The sequence below is a fragment of the Paenibacillus bovis genome (genome assembly GCF_001421015.2).
Classification (GTDB): Bacteria; Bacillota; Bacilli; order Paenibacillales; family Paenibacillaceae; genus Saccharibacillus; species Saccharibacillus bovis.
In genome coordinates, this window is sequence record NZ_CP013023.1 from 618,713 (window position 1) to 637,244 (window position 18,532).

15 protein-coding genes are annotated in these 18,532 nt (G+C 50.3%); 1 reads left to right on the plus strand and 14 read right to left on the minus strand.

Going from position 1 to position 18,532, the window contains the following annotated elements; translation table 11 throughout:
- Window positions 1–246: 246 nt before the first annotated feature.
- The 11 genes from AR543_RS02685 to AR543_RS02735 all read right to left on the minus strand — a co-directional run bounded on the left by AR543_RS02685 (window position 247) and on the right by AR543_RS02735 (window position 13,916).
- Window positions 247–2,325, minus strand: coding sequence for an acyltransferase family protein (locus AR543_RS02685; protein WP_060531623.1), 2,079 nt, complete (start codon window positions 2,323–2,325; stop codon window positions 247–249).
- 476 nt (window positions 2,326–2,801) lie between these two features.
- Window positions 2,802–2,969, minus strand: coding sequence for a CxxH/CxxC protein (locus AR543_RS02690; RefSeq protein WP_017815415.1), 168 nt, complete (start codon window positions 2,967–2,969; stop codon window positions 2,802–2,804).
- A gap of 40 nt (window positions 2,970–3,009) precedes the next feature.
- Window positions 3,010–4,281 (minus strand): S1C family serine protease, encoded by a 1,272-nt coding sequence (locus AR543_RS02695; protein WP_060531625.1) that lies wholly within the window; start codon window positions 4,279–4,281, stop codon window positions 3,010–3,012.
- Between the two features lie 73 nt (window positions 4,282–4,354).
- Window positions 4,355–5,194, minus strand: coding sequence for an MBL fold metallo-hydrolase (locus AR543_RS02700; RefSeq protein WP_060531627.1), 840 nt, complete (start codon window positions 5,192–5,194; stop codon window positions 4,355–4,357).
- A 6-nt stretch (window positions 5,195–5,200) separates the two neighbouring features.
- Window positions 5,201–5,947, minus strand: coding sequence for a two-component system regulatory protein YycI (gene yycI, locus AR543_RS02705; protein ID WP_060531629.1), 747 nt, complete (start codon window positions 5,945–5,947; stop codon window positions 5,201–5,203).
- 18 nt (window positions 5,948–5,965) lie between these two features.
- Window positions 5,966–7,279 (minus strand): YycH family regulatory protein, encoded by a 1,314-nt coding sequence (locus AR543_RS02710; protein ID WP_060531630.1) that lies wholly within the window; start codon window positions 7,277–7,279, stop codon window positions 5,966–5,968.
- Window positions 7,276–9,126: a cell wall metabolism sensor histidine kinase WalK gene (gene walK, locus AR543_RS02715; protein WP_060531632.1), complete on the minus strand. Its 1,851-nt coding sequence runs from the start codon at window positions 9,124–9,126 to the stop codon at window positions 7,276–7,278. Before walK ends, AR543_RS02710 begins: the two co-directional genes overlap by 4 nt.
- Window position 9,127: 1 nt before the next feature.
- Window positions 9,128–9,859, minus strand: coding sequence for a response regulator YycF (yycF, locus tag AR543_RS02720; protein WP_060531634.1), 732 nt, complete (start codon window positions 9,857–9,859; stop codon window positions 9,128–9,130).
- A gap of 142 nt (window positions 9,860–10,001) precedes the next feature.
- Entirely contained in the window at window positions 10,002–11,567 is a 1,566-nt protein-coding gene (locus AR543_RS02725) for a peptidoglycan DD-metalloendopeptidase family protein (RefSeq protein ID WP_060531636.1), read from the minus strand.
- A gap of 385 nt (window positions 11,568–11,952) precedes the next feature.
- On the minus strand, window positions 11,953–13,239 hold the full coding sequence (locus tag AR543_RS02730; RefSeq protein ID WP_017815423.1) for an adenylosuccinate synthase: 1,287 nt from the start codon (window positions 13,237–13,239) through the stop codon (window positions 11,953–11,955).
- Window positions 13,240–13,547: 308 nt separating this feature from the next.
- Complete coding sequence (locus tag AR543_RS02735; protein ID WP_335582705.1) at window positions 13,548–13,916, minus strand: GNAT family N-acetyltransferase; 369 nt, start codon at window positions 13,914–13,916, stop codon at window positions 13,548–13,550.
- A gap of 251 nt (window positions 13,917–14,167) precedes the next feature.
- Here AR543_RS02735 and AR543_RS02740 point away from each other — a divergent pair, with 251 nt between their 5' ends.
- On the plus strand, window positions 14,168–14,536 hold the full coding sequence (locus tag AR543_RS02740) for a DUF2512 family protein (RefSeq protein WP_060531640.1): 369 nt from the start codon (window positions 14,168–14,170) through the stop codon (window positions 14,534–14,536).
- 194 nt (window positions 14,537–14,730) lie between these two features.
- Here AR543_RS02740 and dnaB read toward each other — a convergent pair whose 3' ends face one another.
- The 3 genes from dnaB to AR543_RS02755 are packed head-to-tail and all read right to left on the minus strand — an operon-like array spanning window position 14,731 to window position 18,523.
- Window positions 14,731–16,089 carry a replicative DNA helicase gene (dnaB, locus tag AR543_RS02745; RefSeq protein WP_060531642.1) on the minus strand — a complete coding sequence of 453 codons (1,359 nt, stop codon included), beginning with the start codon at window positions 16,087–16,089 and terminating at the stop codon, window positions 14,731–14,733.
- Between the two features lie 2 nt (window positions 16,090–16,091).
- Window positions 16,092–16,535: a 50S ribosomal protein L9 gene (rplI, locus tag AR543_RS02750; protein ID WP_017815427.1), complete on the minus strand. Its 444-nt coding sequence runs from the start codon at window positions 16,533–16,535 to the stop codon at window positions 16,092–16,094.
- Window positions 16,532–18,523, minus strand: coding sequence for a DHH family phosphoesterase (locus tag AR543_RS02755; protein ID WP_060531644.1), 1,992 nt, complete (start codon window positions 18,521–18,523; stop codon window positions 16,532–16,534). Before AR543_RS02755 ends, rplI begins: the two co-directional genes overlap by 4 nt.
- Window positions 18,524–18,532: the final 9 nt, after the last annotated feature.

The window sequence follows — 18,532 nt, forward strand, 5'->3', positions numbered from 1 at the left end:
AAAAAAACAGACCGTATTACTGAATTAAAATGATCCGTATCAATTAAAAACTCCCTCCACGCTGACTGAATGGCAGTCGGCCCAGAGGGAGCACTTGTAATTCTTCCTTTAATATTATCGGAAGTCTGTTAAGGCAGTTGTATAGGACTTCGGTATGAATTGTAAAATATATCCTCTAAATCCAGTTAAATATACTCATGATCATCCCTACGAATGATCATGAGTATATTTATTTCTACGGACGATCTACTTACCAGCAATCGCATTGGCTACCAGTGTAGCAAATACCTTGGCACCTGATGGATTCACATGCACACCGTCAGTCGCGAAGAAGCTGTCCTGTCCCTTGCTCGCCGAATACCAGTCCACCACGGTAATACGCGGATCTTCCGCAGCTACCGCATTGATCGTATCATTTACGAGCGTCTCCCATGGACGCGGCACGCGGGTATTTACCAGGATAATCTTCTTCACATCGCCCAGTTCATCCAGTAGACCTTCCAGCTGTTCCCGGGTAAAGGAACCATTGGTACCGAGCTCGATAATCACCTTGGAGCCCAGGTGACCACTGCGGCGCAGCTGCTGGATTTCTGCCGGGGCTTCGGTCATCTGGCGGCCTACACGGCCGTCGATCGTAATGCCCGGCATCACTTCGCTGAGGTGACGAGCGACATCCAGCATAACCGAATCCCCAATCGCGGTTACGCCGTCGCCGGAGACGATTTTGTCCAGCACTTTCTTGTTTGTAGCAGCTGCAGGATCGGATGCATTCTGATCGGCAGCCGATGTCAGCTTACTCTGCTGATTGGACGCCGATTCCTTGGTACTGCCCGAGTTCAGGCTGCTTGATCCTGTCGTTCTGCCGGAGGATGGCTTGCTCGTCGGTTCATCTGTACTGTCGGCCGTTGTGCTATCCGGCGTGTCTGTCTTTTCTTTGTCTCCGGCAGGCTGTTCGGCTGTACTGTCTTTAGCATCTGTCTCGTCCTTGGGCTTCACAGTACTTGCCACTTCCTTGGGCATTTTATCTGTTTTGGAGTCGGACTTGTCTTCTGTCGAAGCTGGCTTGCCGACAATAAATACAGACTGCGGCTGCTGCGGATCGACTTTGGGTGCAGAACTGGAGACGACATGTCCCAGCACCAGCGCCGATACGACGAACAGCATGGCAGCACCCCCGCCGTATATCCAGGAGCGGGAATTACGCCATTGGCTGCGCTGTGCATAGGTGCGGTTCAGCGTCTGACGGAATCCATTTCTGCGAACCGGTTCTTCGACATATCTCCAGCTCAGCTCGGCGAGTGCCAGACTAACAGCAACCTGGATAACGGCTCGCAGAATCGAAGGCTCTTCCGTGCTGACCTGCGGCGTACTGAGCGTAATAACCGGGAAATGCCAGAGGTACAGCCCGTACGAGCGCCTGCCTAACCAGCGCAGCGGCTTGCTGCCGACGATTACCGCCAGACGGCTCGCCGGATGGGCCAGTACGGCGATCAGGATCGCGGTTATTATAGCGATGAGCAGCATACCTCCACGATACAGAAATGGCTGATACTCATTCGTATGCCACACCAGCCAGATCAGTACCAGCAGTGAGATGGTACCCGCTGCATCTAATACATGCTGGGCCGGTGCGGAGACATTGGTCTTGAGCTTCATGCTCGGCCAGACAATCGCCAGCGCTGCACCGATCAGCAGGGCGAAGATTCGCGTGTCTGTTCCGTAATACACACGGCTCGGGTCCTCGCCCGGCACATAGATGACGGCCATGAGCAGCGCCGAGATAATGGACAGGCTGAGAATCCAGCCAGCCAGATTACCCCTCTTGGGCAGGAACTTCAGTCCGAGCAGCAGCAGGAACGGCCATAGCAGATAGAACTGCTCCTCTACAGCCAGTGACCATAGATGTCCAAGCGGTGAAGCCGGTCCGAAGCTCTCAAAGTACGATACTTTATGAAAAATAAACCACCAGTTGCTAATATACAGCAGTGCTGCCGGAATATCTCCAGCCAGCGCGCTAAGTCTGGAATGGTCGCCGATCAGACACCAGATAGCTACCACGGCGATCATGGCGAACATCGCTGGCAACAGTCTACGTGCACGCCGAATCCAGAAATCCTTCATGGCAAAGCGGTGGTGGCGTTCCCACTGTCCGGCCAGAATATCCGTAATCAGATAACCGGATAATACGAAGAAAATACCGACACCCAGCAGTCCGCCCGGCGCCCAATCGGTATTCAGGTGATAGATAATAACAGCCAGTACGGCGAATGCCCGGAGGCCATCCAGCCCTGGCATATAACGGTGTTGCTGGAGCGGCTTAGGCATATACCCACCGCCCTCTATGTATATTCAAACCGGCCGATTCGCCGGTATACTTTTCTCTCTGTCGCTGCGGTTCCTTTTGTTTCGTTGTGAGCATTCCATACCTGATGTCTATCATTATTCCTTTCCTTTCCCTGGGCATTCTGATTCTGCATACTGACAGCGCATAAACCGACATGTCCCATTATATCCAAGTATTCTGCAGCAATCGTCTCAAAGCAGTTAAAATTGGTTTACAGCAAAGTCGTAAATGAAAAAAAAGCCTACGGCTCTGAGGGCAACAAGAAACAAGGACCGTGATATCCGGTCCTTTCCCCTTTGTTCCGTCATGATCAGTACGCGCTAATGGAATGTCTGGCTGTTATATAGTAGTGTAAGGCATTCGTTGTCTCTCTCTATCAGCTTGACCCGTCCCTCCTGTCTCCGGTGCGGAGCAGGCAAAAGGACGGGCTGTGTATCATCCGGAACGATCCGGTCTATCAGACGACCAGAAACTCGCCATGCTGATCGCAATAAATACATTTGGCGGGCGGGTCCCAGTCCGAGAATTCGGTTTCTTTCAGATCTACGACATCCGGAGCATCTTCGAATTCATCCACAAACGCTTCCAGCGCCTCTTCCACATGATCTTTGCATACGACATACATCAATAGTTTCAAGCTTCCTTTCCGGTGTGTACTGAGTTGGTTATTTATGATTATCCGGCTGGGATTCCAGAGTGACATTTACCGTCTTCTTGGCTCCGCTGCGGTAATACGTAACTTTGAGTGTATCTCCGGCTTTTTTGTGATTATACAGATATTTGCGCAGCTCGAGGGTGGAGCCGACTTTTTCCCGGTCCAGCTGGACGATGACATCATCGGCTGCGAGTCCTGCTGCTTTGGCAGGTCCGCTGGCTTCGACGACTACTGCGCCTTCTTTGACACTATCCGGAAGCTCCGGCTTTTTGGATTCCGGTTCTTCTTCGTCATAGGAACGGTAGGCATACTCATTATCCAGATCGACGCTGTATACACCGAGATACGGACGATTAATTTTGCCGTTTTTCATCAATTGCTCGGCATTGTCCATCACTTCGTTGATCGGAATCGCAAAGCCCAGTCCTTCGACGCCGGTATCGGCGATTTTCATCGTGTTGATCCCGATCACCTGGCCGCTGAGATTGACGAGTGCACCGCCGCTATTGCCTTCGTTAATAGCCGCATCGGTCTGAATCACATTCTGCTCCCAGTCGTAATTGCCATCCTGGTTGAGCGATACAGGGATCAATCGGTTGTCATAACTGACAATCCCTGATGTCATCGTACCATTAAACCCGAGCGGATTGCCAATAGCCAGCACGGTCTCGCCCAGCTGCAGCTGATCCGAGTCCCCGATCGGGGCGACAGTATCCACATCTTTGGCACTGACCGACAGCACAGCGATATCGCTGATAAAGTCGGCACCCACGACCGTAGCCTTGAGCATTGTGCCATCGGTTAAGACAGCATCGACTTCATCGGCATCGGAGATGACATGATTATTGGTGACAATATAGGCTTTGCCACCTTCTTTGCGGAAAATAACGCCCGAACCTAGCGCTGATTCATCCAGTGCAGGCGGCGTATCCAGTTCCTTTTCTCCATTCTGGTAATTCACAATACTGACCACTGCCGGACGTACCTGCTCGGCTACCCGGGTCAGCTGCTCATACGGATTGCCTCCGGTCTGCTCCAGCGGCAGCATACTGGCTGATGCAGCAGCAGGGTAGCTGTTGTGATACCAGATCAAGGCTCCCAGTACGGCGAATACGGTAACTGCACTCGTCAATGCACTAACCAGCACGATCTTCAGCATAGACGATCTGCGCGGCTGTACGCGAAACGAGCGGGGAACCGGATAGGAAGGGGAAAGCGGAGCCTGGCGCCGGGATTTTCGCGGCACTTTGGTGGAATAGAAATCATCATCAAACAATGCCATGCTTATCGCCCCTCTGCGTTCTTCTGCTGTGCCTTATCTATTACCTGCGGTTCCCTGCTGTTCAAACGCCGGATTATAATATTTCCTCGGGTACATAGGTTTCACTGAGCATATCCCATGGTGTAGGACGATCATAATAGGTGGCACACAGCTGAAATTCGCTGTCTTTGAAAAAGCAGCCTCTACTCTCCATCGCATCTCTGACGGTCATTTTGGCGATTTCCATCATATTATGATCACGGCTGAGATGGGCCAGATACGTACGTTTCATTTTTTTGCAAAGCAGTTCACTGAGCGCTTCGCCAGCCGCGTCATTGGACAGGTGGCCCACATCGCTCAAAATACGCCGCTTGGTGTTCCACGGGTAACGACCCATGCGCAGCATTTCGATATCGTGATTGGCTTCCAGCACAAGCACATCCGAATCGGAGATACTCTGCATCACCTTGTCGCTGACATAACCAAGATCGGTTGCTACGCTGAGCTTCTGGGCGCCATCCCGGAAAAAGTAGCCCACCGGTTCAGCCGCATCATGCGAGATGCCGAATGACTCGATTCGCAGCGAACCAAAAGTCAGAAAGTCTCCCGTCTGCATAATCTGCTTTTGCTCGGGAGTAATTTTGCCGACTGCCCGCTCGATAGCCATCCAGGTCTTCTCGTTGGCGTAGATCGGCAGCTGATACTTGCGCGCGACTGCGCCCAGTCCTTTGACATGATCGGAGTGTTCGTGGGTGACCAGAATACCGTTCAGTTCTTCCCCGGTCATCTCCCGCTCACGCATCAGCTCATCGATCCGTTTGGCACTGAGTCCGGCATCGATCAGGATGGCCGCGTCTTTGTTGCGAACGATAGTGGCATTGCCTGTGGAGCCACTCGATAATACTGTAAATTGTATACCATGTATGCCTATCATTTATGTCTACTCCTCATTTTCTGCCGCCGGGGCTCTCATAACCTCCCCGTTTATTCCCTGTACATAATAGATTTCGCCGCTTTCCAGTACAATTCTCCAGACCGGTTCGGCTTTGAACCGGCTGCTGTCCAGCGGTTGACCATAGAAACCCAGCGATATATCTTTCACTACCGCGTTATCCGGCAGTTCTTTTTCAATCAAAGTACCCAGCGCTACGGATGCCGACAAAATCTCCTGTCTTGGCTGTCCTTCATTCTCGCCATCCACCATCAACTGCGGGGCAGTGTAGGAAATAATCTTCTGATTACTATAATACAGCTCCAGATTCGCATTAAACAGGGGTAAATCGTTATTTATAAGCGGATGCATCACAAAAATTCCTTCTTCGGTAATAAACGGATCATACTGATACTTGTTTATGTTCTGAATCTCGCCATTCAGCTGACTTTTCAGCTCGTCTTCATTAAAAATAAGCTGGCTGTCCACCGGACGCGACAGCTTCACCGGCTGCTGTACAGCCGGCGCACTGCTGCGGTAGATCATTTCGGGCAAAATGGGTGTTTCTCTTGGAATCTGGGCAGTCACCTGAACATGCTTGTTCTCCAGGGCCCGCTGTGCATTTTCACTGAGGGAGGCAATATCCAGATTGGATTGGGCCTGATCACGTATATCCATCCAGAGCTGGTAACCCAATATGATATTCAGCAGTAAAAAGGCGCTGATCAATACGCTTTTGGCTCTTCCCCAATCCATCTTGGACCTCCCGCTTGATTACAATTTGTGATTTAACTCTATGAGCAGATGTCTGCCGTCCTGCAGCTCCGCCATCCATACCGGCGTCAGAACGACTACGCCATTACCGAGCGTCGGACGATAAGCCGGAGACAGATTGCTCACGGTCTGACCGGCAGGAACCTGCTTTTGCAGCAGGTTGATCAGCTGTGGACCACCCGGCAGCACCTGAATCTGCGAATTGGACGACAGCGGCTGATCGGCCAGCTGTTGATCGGCTGTCAGATACAGCAGGGAACGCTCATAGGAAGAAACGGTATTGTATTCCACCATCAGCCGCATATAGCCGAACCGGAGCTTGTCCGTATCCATAATCGGATACGAATGATAATACTGGCGGAACGTAAAGCCTTTCTTGTTATCCGTACTGCTCATATTCAGCATATACGTACCCGGCCAGCCACCATGCTGGTTTACAAATTCCACTGCCGATAGTACATTATCGACTACGCTGTTGGTGCCGGTTGTCGGTGCGGTAGGATCGGTGTAGGTCATCCATCTCTGTCGGGTATCTACCTGCAGACTGCGCTTGCTGTCCGTATAGATTTCCGTACCGTTCTCTTCGTTAATATTCCGCGTCGCTCCCGGATCAAAAAACAGATTGCGCTGCATCTGCTCGGTCGTCAGACTATCCAGCTTGAGCGTGATGGTCGGAATGCTCAGACCGGTCTGCGGTACATAATATCCACCTGCAGCATACTGATAATTGATACCATTTTCACCAAGCAGTACATGCTTCAGCACATCCTGGCTGGTCCATTTTATATCGGTCGCTTCATAGACCACATCGCCACCGGCACTGAAAAAGAACGCCCGCGGCACATTGTTCTCGGCAGCGTTATAGATCAGGATACGATTCACCGCATCTCCTTCAAACAGCGAATCCGGATTCAGATTCATGCTGCGCTCCAGAAGACTGACCGGAATACCGCTGTTAAAAGTCAGTTCGATGCCAGCTTCACTACGGATCGCATTCCAGTTCATGCTCTGCAGTGGCAGACGGCGGAATTGTCCGAAGCTGCTATTTTTGAGATCGGTGTAGATCGAATTGTAATTGGATGAAGAAGGATAGAAAATCGTATGCCGATTTCCCGACTTGTGAATAATCATCTGATCCGGAAACACCAGGTTCTCGATATCGGAACGTGGTCCAATATCTTCTGCCTGCACATAGCCTGCTTCCGAATTGGCAACCGAATCGGCACCGGGCATCCGGTAGATCAGGAAATAACTCTGGATCAGACTGAGTACAATCAGAAGCATGAGTGCACATGATTTGATATTTTCTCTCAACTCATACCCTCTCCTTCCTCATGCAGAGGCAGCATAACGGTCACGGTTGTACCCTGCCCCAGCTCGGAATCCAGCTCAATCGTACCGTCATGGGCACGCACCATTTCCCGGGCAATAGACAGTCCAAGTCCGGTACCGCCCATATTGCGGGAACGGGCTTTATCCACCCGGTAAAAGCGTTCAAAGATTCGTCCCAGATCCTGCTTGGGAATACCGATACCGGTATCCTCCACAGACAATGCCAGCATTCCGTCATTCGTACAGCGTGCAGCCAGCTTGATACTGCCGCCGTCGGGCGTGTATTTGAGTGCATTGGAGACCAGATTGTCGAGCACCTGATCCATCTGATCCCGGTCGATCCATACACTGCCCACTTCCGGCTGCATATCGATCGATGAACGAATATCTTTTTGTTTCATCTGGACAAAGAAACGATCGATTGTATCCTCCAGCAGCTCCAGTACATTCGTACGCTGCTTACGCATCATGGCTTCGCTGGAATCGAGACGGGACAAATGCAGCAGATCGCTGACAAGCCGGATCATGCGCTGGGTTTCATTGCGAATCACGCCTATAAAGCGTTCGGCAAGTGCCCGTTCATCGAGTGCGCCGTCTTCCAGCGCTTCGGTATAGCTCTTGATCGTCGTGAGCGGCGTACGGAGCTCATGCGAGACATTGGCGACAAACTCGCGCCGTGCACCTTCCAGCTTCTCCTGGTCGGTGACATCCTGCAATACGGCAATCACACCTGCGATATTGTCTTTGCGCCGGTGAATCGGACTGAAGGTGACGCGGATGATCGAAGTATTGCCTTCTTCTTCCTGTCCCATTTTCAAAATGACATGACGCAGCGTACCTGCCTGCAGCTTGCTGCGATCCTGTTCGGATAAAGGCAGCAGCTCCAGCAGCGTTTTGCCGGTGATATCCTGCTCGCTCGTATCCAGCATGGCTCCTGCTACCCGGTTGACCAGAATCACGCAGCCATGCTCATCGGTCGCGATCACGCCATCACTCATATTTTTCAGTATGGAGGCCAGCTTGTCTTTTTCCTCTTCGTTCTGGGCCAGCGCATCCCGCAGGCGGCTCGTCATATAGTTAAAAGCTTCGCTCAGCTGTCCGATCTCGTCATTACTGTACACGGTCATATGATGGTCAAAGTCCCCTTCGGCCACCTGTTTGGCCCGCCGGGTCATTTCCTTGATCGGCTGGGTAATGGTATGAGCCAGAATAACGCCGAGTACGGCTGTCAGTGCCAGTGCGATCAGCAGTCCCGACAGGAAGATCCCGTTAATCCGCTTCATCGTGTCATATAGCTCGGCCATCGACGCGACAATATAGACGGCACCTACTGTACGATTGCCGCTCATGATCGGCTCGGCTACCACCCGTTTGCGTTCGCCGGTCTCATCGATAATATATTCTTCATTATCACTGATTCCCTGTAGAGCACGACTGACTACCGTCTGCGTATTGCGGCGTGCTTCCGTATTGGAGTCGGAATCCAGCGACGAGATAACGATACGTCCGCTCACATCGAGCAGTTGGATTTCCTGGATCTCGGTACCGCTCATATTATAGAGATTATCCACCATCAGCTTCAGATCGCTAACCGAGTTGGCACCGGTCTCTCCGCTGCCCGACCATTTATCGGCAGCAAGTACCGACAATAGCTCAGCCCGCTCCTGCAGATCCTGGGTAAAGTTGCTGGTGAGGGAGTTTTTCATTGAACTTACAAAATAAACACCGATCAGCTGCATCGCAATCAAAATGAGCAGCACATAAATAATGATCAGCCGCGCCTGAATCGTGCGGCTGAATCCTGGCAGCAGCCGAAGCCTGCGCTTCACCTTACCATCCTCCTGCTTTTGGACTGCGCATCATATAGCCGAGTCCACGACGGGTCAGGATATATTCCGGCTTGCTCGGATCATCCTCGATCTTCTCCCGCAGACGGCGAATCGTTACATCGACTGTACGCACATCTCCAAAGTATTCAAATCCCCATACCGCTTGCAGCAGATGCTCGCGTGTCATTACCCTGCCAGCATTTTTGGCCATATAATAGACCAGTTCATATTCGCGGTGAGTCAGATCAAGCGGCTCTCCGCTTTTATACACCAGATACATATCCGTATCGATAAATAATTCAAATAAAGCCAGTCCGTTTTTCTCCTCCGGTACTTCCGGTACAGCGGCGGCGGCTACAGGCGCTTTTTTCTGCTGGCGGCGCACATGGGCTTTGACCCGGGCCAGCAGCTCACGGGTGCTGAACGGCTTGGTCACATAATCATCGGCGCCCAGCTCCAGTCCAAGCACTTTGTCGATCTCGGCGTCCTTGGCAGTCAGCATAATGATAGGCATATCCAGACGGGTACGCACTTCGCGGCACACGTCCATCCCATCCTTGCCGGGCAGCATCAGATCCAGCAGGATAAGATCCGGTTCCTCGGCAAAAGCCTGCTCTACCGCACTGATCCCATCAAAAGCACATATGACTTCATAGCCTTCTTTTTCCAGGTTGAATTTCAAGATATCTGCTATCGGTTGTTCGTCGTCTACGACCAGAATTTTTCCCTGCATTGGGTAGTCACCTCATACCTGCTTTGATTTTTTTATTTTACCATATCATGGCTATAAAAAATGCAGCTTCTGAGGATCGATCCAGAAGCTGCACTGATATAAGACAGGTCTTATTCAGATGACCTGTCCATTTCGATAGGAATTAACGCAAATAGGAGAGCGGATTCTGTAGTGCGCCACCGCTATGAATCTCAAAGTGCAGATGTGTACCGGTCGAGTGGCCTGTATTGCCCATCACGCCGATATGCTGCCCTTGCTCGACGACTGCGCCGTTGCTGACATCAATCTGGCTCAGATGACCATACAGGGTCTCATAGCCATTGCGATGATCGATAATAATCACATTGCCATAACCAGTCATTGTACCGGCATAAGTAACAACGCCATCATCGGCAGCCATCACCGAGGCACTGCCCACAATATCGATTCCTTTGTGCATACGACCCCAGCGCTGTCCGAATGGGCTTGTTACTATTGCGCCGCTGGATGGCCAGATAAAGTTACCACTGCCTTCGCCAACGACCACTTTGGTTCCTTTGATAATGATTTTGGGTGAAGCTTCCTTGACTACTTCCTGGCCTACCCATTCTTCGCGAACCATCTGACCGTTTTCCTTGGTCACACGATAATTGATCCGCTTGAGTCCTTTGCTGCCGGCAGAGACCACTTTGGATTCACCGGCACGCATTGTTTCGCTTTTGCGGATCTCTACGGCTGGCTCTGTTACGACCTGCTCTGAATAATCCTCGACGGTAGTTACCGTGATTGGAGGCTGCGGTACAGTCAGTGTCAGCTCATCCCCGATCTGCAGGGACGTTTCCTGAATACCCGGATTATTATCGAAAATGTCCTGCTGGGATACATCATAGGCAGCTGCAATCGAACTGATCGTATCCCCTTCACGTACGGTATATTTAAGTGGCGATTCTACGCCGGTTAGCATTACTTTGGCCAGCTCCTTGCTACTCAATAGCTTTTGCGGATTGGCTTTGATTTCTTTGGTGGTCACCTTTTCGTTGAGCTTGACCGACTCCAGCTTGTTGACCTTTTTGCTGTAGGCATAGCTCTGGGTGAGCTTTTTCACAGATGCTTTGTTCATATTTTGGGCAGCTGTCTCGGCTTTGCGGGTATAGTTGGCCTGGACCCGCTTGAGCGCTTGATCAATCGTTTTCTGATCATCGACGACACCGATATTTTTGCCATTGATCACAACCTGTACACCCTTGGCATAAGCAGTCAGCATACTATCGAGCTGCTTCAGCGTAGAAGCGGAATCCACCTGGGCTTTGAATGCTTTTTCCTCGGTGGTGGTGATGCCATTCGTATTCAATACCATCGCGGCATCCGGATATTTTTTCTGATATTCGGCGCGCTTTTCATTAAATAGCTTATCCAGCTGCGATTTTTGCAGCACGCTGCCGATTGCTTTGTCTTTGACATATACGACATAGTACGAAGTGGTGTTTGCTGTAACGTAATGATTCCCCGCCAAAACAAGGCCGCCTGCTACCGCTACACTGGCAGCTGCAATAATCAGACGACGACGTACCTTATTTTTCCCCTGGCGAATCGAATCTACGGTAAGCGTGTACCATTTGGACGATGTCTCCTGTTGTTCACTGGACTGCTGATTGTTTTGCTGTTCATCCCGGACTGTCTGCTGTTCAGACGCTTGGCCGGTTCCCCGTTTACCTTTCAAACCTTTCATGACCGTCTCCTTTTGTGCTATAGCATGGCTCCATTTTATCGTTCAATAGCCTTTTCCCAATATTCGGTGCAATCAATTAACCCTGCATCCGATTCATCGAAAAAGACTTATAAGGTCAAATATCACGTAAATTATGAATAATTGTAATCAAAAAATGTCAAAAAATTAACCTTTATAACTCCCCGTTTACTTTACCATAATCCCGCCAAAACTTTCAACTTTCACACAATCATCTGAACTGGTTATCTATTCGTTCTCTGCACTTCAATCTTCACTTTTCATAGCATATATACAAAAAAGACACCCATCAGGGTGCCTTTTTATTATAGCGCTGTGTCTTTATTGTCTATCTACAGCTATTTCACAGTATCCTATATGAATACAATTATACGTAAATCGGTGCTACCAGATTCGTCTGCTCCCGGTTGCGTCCAACCGAGAAGATCGCGATCGGAATACCGGTCAGCTCGGATACACGGTTCACATAGTTGCGCGTGCTCTCCGGCAGTTCTTCCAGCGTCTTCACACCGGTAATATCTTCGCTCCAACCCGGCATTTCTTCGTATACCGCTTCACATTCCGCCAGCATTTTCAGGCTTGCCGGATAGTGGGTAATGAACTCGCCGCGGTATTTGTAGCCTGTGCAGATTTTCACGGTATCCAGACCAGTCAGTACGTCCAGAGAGTTCAGGGACAGTCCGGTAATACCACTGACACGACGTGCATGACGCACTACTACCGTATCGAACCAGCCTACACGGCGCGGACGGCCGGTAACAGTGCCATACTCATGACCCGTTTCACGGATCTGATCGCCTACTGCATCATGCAGCTCGGTAGGGAAAGGACCATCACCTACACGGGTAGTGTAGGCTTTGGCTACGCCAATAACCTGCTGAATCTTGGCAGGACCTACGCCGGAACCGATGCAGACACCGCCTGCGGACGGATTGGAAGATGTTACGAACGGGTATGTTCCCTGGTCGATATCCAGCATTACGCCTTGAGCGCCTTCAAACAGTACACGTTTGCCTTCATCAATGGCATCATTCAGTACAACAGAAGAATCACGTACATAAGGACGCAGTGTCTCAGCATAACCGAGATAGTCCTGCAGGATCGCTTCCACATCTACCGGCTCACCGCCGTACACCTGTGTGATCATCTGATTTTTCTCTTTGACCAGATGACGCAGCTTCAGTTCGAATTCTTCGGCGTCCATCAGGTCTGCGATACGGATACCGGCACGGGCTGCTTTATCCATGTAACAAGGGCCGATCCCTTTACCGGTCGTACCGATTTTGTTCGGGCCTTTGCGTTCTTCTTCGAGCTTGTCGAGTACCATGTGATATGGCAAAATGACATGCGCACGATCGCTGATCGTCAGGTTTTTGGTGGAGAATCCGTTTTCGTGCACATAGTTGATCTCTTCGATCAGTGCAGCCGGGTTAATAACCATACCGTTACCGATTACACATGCTTTTTCTTCATAGAAGATACCGGATGGTACCATCGTTAATTTATATTTTTTCTCATTAATCAGAATGGTATGTCCTGCATTGTTACCACCCTGGTAACGTGCAACCACATCCGCTTTTTCTGAAAGATAGTCGGTAATTTTACCTTTTCCTTCGTCTCCCCATTGCGTTCCCACAACGACTACAGTTGACATAGAATCATTCCTCCGTGGGTGTATGTACACCGTTATATTTGGGCTGCCCGTTCCAACACACATGCCAAATGGACAGCATGAAAACCTCCATGCGAGGAACGGTCGGGCGGACAAACACATAATAACCGTTTCGCGGGCGGAAGTTCATCCCTTATTGGTGAGCCGGGTATCACATCTGACAGCATACTCCCATAAACAGAGTCTGTCACGCTTTACCGCAGCATTTACAGTGTAACAGGAGCTTTTTACAAAGTCAAACAAAAAGCGAACAATACTCTGTTACAAAAATAACATTGTTCGGAATTAATTCATTCCTTACGCCATACGCCTCCATTACCTGTCACAAAGCCGCATTTTCGATAAAAGGAGGCATGTTCCTCGGCAAAAGTAGCAGTTACGATTTCTACGCCTTTTTGTACGGAATAGGCCAGCAGACGCTGGACTAGCTGCTGCCCTATTCCTTTGCCCTGCATAGATGGATGCACCATAACATCTTCCAGATATCCATGCTGCAAGCCCATACCGCATATATAAGCAAAAGCAATCAGCAGTCCCTGATCATCCCGGCTGCCTGCATAGAATAGACAGCGTTCCAGCAGTACTGGATAATCCGAATCTCTGCGATCCCAGCCTATATGCTGTCTTAGATCAGGAACTTCATGAGGCTCCAGTGGCAAATTTATAATTATTTTTGGAGTATTTATTAGCTCCCACTTCCTTTGCGAATAATGATCTACCGGCTTGCTCCGGTCGTTGTTTACCGAATTATGGGCTGTCTGGGTTCTGCATATATGCAGGCTTCTCTCTTACTTTATCACAAAAAATGAATACGAATAAAAGTGGTAAATCAAGAAGTATATGTTTAACCTCACGATACAGGTTTATTTATACTTAACTACAATTCACAAGACACAAGGAGGCACATAACATGGACAAAATTCTTACCAAGCTTGTTGTAAACGGTGTGGTCGTGATCGCTTCCCTGATGCTGCTGAGTAATGCAGGCTTCTGGGGTTCCCTGGTAACTGTAGTGTTATTGGGAGCACTGGCGTATGTCATTGGAGATATGATGGTTCTTCCTGCTACCAATAATATTGTAGCTACTGTATGCGATGCCGTACTGGCCTATCTGGTACTGTGGGCAGCTTCGGCGATGGCCGGTTGGACGATGTCTTTCGTAGATTTGCTTGTTCCTGTCGTCATTGTTGGAGTATTCGAATACGTATTCCACATGTGGCTGCTGCGTGACGGTATTCCGGGACGCACTCGAAGCATCAACTCGAACTCCAGCTTGTAATTTATATGAGCCAGGATGAGAGTAAGATCGAAGATCACTTGTTGAAACAGCGGATACAACAGGCTGTAACGAAATATAGCCATGCGGCTATTGATCTGTGGCCTGTTGTTATCCTTATCCAAAAAAAGACCCCGAACTTTGCAAACAGTGTAGCTGTCTGCTGGAGTTCAGGGTCTTTGTTTTTGCTGCTGATTCTATCCGGCGAACATATCCGATTGGACACGTTCGTAATTGACGAATTTATTGAAGTTCTTGAGGAAGACGAGTTCGACGGTACCTACGGGACCATTACGCTGTTTGGCGATAATGATCTCGATGATATTCTTCTTCTCGGTCTCCTGGTTGTAGTAATCGTCACGATACAGGAACGAGACGATATCCGCATCCTGCTCAATCGATCCGGATTCCCGAAGGTCAGACATCATCGGACGTTTGTCCTGACGCTGCTCGACACCACGACTGAGCTGGGACAGTGCGATAACCGGTACATGCAGCTCACGGGCAATCTGCTTCAATGTACGGGAAATCTCGGAGACTTCCTGCTGACGGTTCTCGCCCGCTTTGCCGCGTCCGGAAATCAGCTGCAGGTAATCGATTACGATCATGCCGAGTCCTTTTTCCTTTTGAAGGCGGCGGCACTTGGCACGAATCTCGGAAACGGTAATCCCCGGTGTATCATCGATATAGATTTCCGCTTCCGACAAGGAGGCAATCCCCATCGTCAGCTTCATCCAGTCTTCTTCCTTGAAATCACCGGTACGCATCGCACTCGCGTCCAGATTGGCTTCCGCACAGATCATACGCTGTACAAGCTGTGCCGCTGACATCTCCAGACTGAAAATGGCAACAGTCTCTTTGGCACGAACCGCGACATTTTGCGCAATATTCAGTGCAAATGCCGTTTTACCTACCGATGGACGGGCTGCCACGATGATCAGATCACTCCGCTGGAAACCAGCCGTCATTTTATCCAGATCGATAAAGCCGGTTGGGATACCGGTCGTATTACCGCTGCTCTCGCTGAGCGTCTCCATCTTCTCGAAGACTTCCATCAGTACATCACGGATCGCGATAAATCCGCTGCCTGTACGTCGGTTGGAGATTTCCAGAATCTTGCGCTCTGCATCGCCGAGCATATTGCCTACATCTTCGCCGCCGGTATACCCTTCGCTGACGATCTGTGTTGCGGTACGGATCAGACGGCGAAGCATGGATTTTTCTTCAATAATCTGTGCGTAATAGTCTACGTTGGCTGCCGTCGGTACCGCATTGGCCAGTTTGGCCAGATAGCTGACACCGCCGATATCTTCCAGCTGCGAACGATCCTGCAGCAGGGAAGTCAGTGTGATCAGGTCAATCGGCTGATTCTCTTCCCCCAGATGAACCATGGCTTCATAGATCAACTGGTGGGTTTTGTCGTAAAAGTCTTCGGTGTCTACTCGCTCCATGACGCTGATCAGTGCTTCGGCCTGCAGTAAAATAGCCCCCAGAACCGCCTGTTCAGCCTCCAGATTCTGTGGAGGAACCCGGTCGTAAAACATCTCGCCGCCCATAATTACTCCTCAGTCACTTGGACTTTAAGCGTTGCTTTTACTTCAGGATGCAGTTTCACCGTGATCTGGGTAACTCCCAGTGTACGGATCGGCTCATCCAGTTCAATTTTGCGCTTATCGATCTTGTGTCCCTGTTTGCCCAGTGCTTCGGCAATCTGCTTGCTGGTGATTGCACCGAACAGACGGCCACCTTCACCGGATTTGGCTTTGAGCTGAACAGTGACTTCTTCCAGCGTTTTGCCAAGGGCCTCAGCCGCTTCTTTTTCTTCCTGCTTTTGTCTTTCGACAGCTGCTGTCTGGTTCTCCAGAATTTTCACGTTACCGCCTGTAGCCGGTTTGGCGTGGCCGTTTTTAATCAGGAAATTCTGAGCGTAACCATCGGATACTTCTTTGATATCCCCTTTTTTACCTGTACCTTTAACATCTTTTAGCAAAATGACTTTCATTCGAATAACCCCTCTTCCTCATTCATTTGATGTAATACTTCGAGCAGCCGGGCTTCGGCCTCGTCGATTCCGCCTTCCAGCTGAACCGCTGCATTGGTCAGATGACCGCCACCGCCCAGACGCTCCATAACGACCTGTACATTCATCTTGCCAAATGAACGGGCACTGATCCCGATCAGCCCGTCCATACGCTCGCTGATTACAAAAGACGCATAAATATCATTCATATTCAGCAGCGAATCCGCCACCTGGGCAATCAGCAGCTGTGGCACCTGCTTGCCCGGACTGGTGACAGCAAGCGCTACATGATCATGAATAACACGGGCTTTTTTGATAATCTCGGCTTTGGCAATATACTCGGCCAGATCTTCTTTCAACATCTGCTGTACCATGACGGTATCTGCACCATTGCGCCTCAGGAAACCGGCAGCTTCAAATGTCCGCGAACCGGTATGAAGCGCAAAATGCTTGGTATCCACTGTGATCCCGGCCAGCAGTGAAGTAGCTTCGAGCGTAGTGAACTGTACTTTGTCATGGATATACTGCAGCAGTTCGGTTACCAGTTCACAGGTCGATGACGCATAGGGCTCCAGATAGACCAGTACAGCGTCATTGATAAATTCCTCACCCCGGCGATGATGATCGACCACGACGACCCGGCGTGAACGCTCGACCAGCTTCGGCTCGATCGTCATCGAAGCTTTGTGGGTATCGACGACGACCATAAGCGTACGCTCGGTCATCATGCTAAGCGCATCTTCCGGTGTAACGAAACGAATAGACAACCGCTCATCTCGGGAAATACGATCCATCATTTTCTCGATAGACGGATTTACTTCATCAAGCACAATATAGGCTTCCACTTCATACATATCGGCAGCCTTGAGCATACCGATCGAAGCTCCAATCACGTCTGTATCGGGAATTTTGTGCCCCATAATCAGCACCTGATCACTATCGAGCATCAGATCACGCAGCGCATGGGCGATAACCCGTGCCCGCACACGCGTACGCTTCTCGATCGCATTGGACTTGCCTCCATAAAAGGAAAGCCGCTGCTCTGCCTTGACGGCAGCCTGATCCCCGCCGCGACCAAGCGCCATATCCAGACTGGACTGTGCCAGCTCACCCAGTTCACTGATTGTTTTCGTACCGAAGCCGATACCGATACTGAGCGTGAGCGGTACCTTGAGATCGGCTGTCATTTCGCGAATCTCATCCAGAATAACAAACCGGCTCTGCTCCAGCTCGCGCAGCGATTTCTGGTTAAGCAGCAGCAAATAGCGTTCGGAGGACAGTCGGCGTACGTAGATCCGGTAACCTTTAGCCCAATCCGTAATCCGCGTCGCTACACGAGCGATCAGACTGGCACGCTGCTGATCGTCCATTCCCTGGGAGGCTTCATCAAAGTTATCCAGGAATACGATACCGACGGCTAGGCGCTCTTCATCATAACGAGAGCGCATATCCGCATATTCGGTAATATCCTGGATATAAATAAGCCGTTCATCCGGCAGTACAATACATTCCAGCGTTTTGTCCTGATGATTCAGCTCAAAGCGTACTTCCTTGGCGCCATCCTTGCGCGCTTCCCGTGCTGCTTTGTACTGGTCCTGAAATTGTGTAAAGCATTCTTCGAGCGGCGTACCGACTAATGTCTTGCGACCGAATAAGCCGGCAATATAGCGGTTATGCCATTCAATCGAATACTTGTTATCGTATAAAATAAGACCAAAAGGAAGCGTACTGACCGCTTCCTCCTCAACGCGCCTGATCCGAAAGGATAATCCGGCAATATACTCCTCCAGCTCCCTACGAAAGGCAAGCTCTGAACGAAGCAGGACCGCAGCGAAAAGGATGACGCAGCACAGCGCAGCCAGTCCGATAATCCAGTTGAACCAGGACAGCACAATCACCAGTCCCAGCATGAGCAACGATGCCCATACGGACCGGTAACCATGCCAGCGGTTTAACAAAAAATTAGGCATCATTCATCA

Coding starts and splice junctions, on each gene's coding strand:
- AR543_RS02685 (WP_060531623.1), bottom strand. CDS start 2,325: ATGCCTAAGCCGCTCCAGCAACACCGTTATATGCCAGGGCTGGATGGC.
- AR543_RS02690 (WP_017815415.1), bottom strand. CDS start 2,969: ATGTATGTCGTATGCAAAGATCATGTGGAAGAGGCGCTGGAAGCGTTT.
- AR543_RS02695 (WP_060531625.1), bottom strand. CDS start 4,281: ATGGCATTGTTTGATGATGATTTCTATTCCACCAAAGTGCCGCGAAAA.
- AR543_RS02700 (WP_060531627.1), bottom strand. CDS start 5,194: ATGATAGGCATACATGGTATACAATTTACAGTATTATCGAGTGGCTCC.
- yycI (WP_060531629.1), bottom strand. CDS start 5,947: ATGGATTGGGGAAGAGCCAAAAGCGTATTGATCAGCGCCTTTTTACTG.
- yycF (WP_060531634.1), bottom strand. CDS start 9,859: ATGCAGGGAAAAATTCTGGTCGTAGACGACGAACAACCGATAGCAGAT.
- AR543_RS02725 (WP_060531636.1), bottom strand. CDS start 11,567: ATGAAAGGTTTGAAAGGTAAACGGGGAACCGGCCAAGCGTCTGAACAG.
- AR543_RS02730 (WP_017815423.1), bottom strand. CDS start 13,239: ATGTCAACTGTAGTCGTTGTGGGAACGCAATGGGGAGACGAAGGAAAA.
- AR543_RS02740 (WP_060531640.1), top strand. CDS start 14,168: ATGGACAAAATTCTTACCAAGCTTGTTGTAAACGGTGTGGTCGTGATC.
- dnaB (WP_060531642.1), bottom strand. CDS start 16,089: ATGGGCGGCGAGATGTTTTACGACCGGGTTCCTCCACAGAATCTGGAG.
- rplI (WP_017815427.1), bottom strand. CDS start 16,535: ATGAAAGTCATTTTGCTAAAAGATGTTAAAGGTACAGGTAAAAAAGGG.
- AR543_RS02755 (WP_060531644.1), bottom strand. CDS start 18,523: ATGCCTAATTTTTTGTTAAACCGCTGGCATGGTTACCGGTCCGTATGG.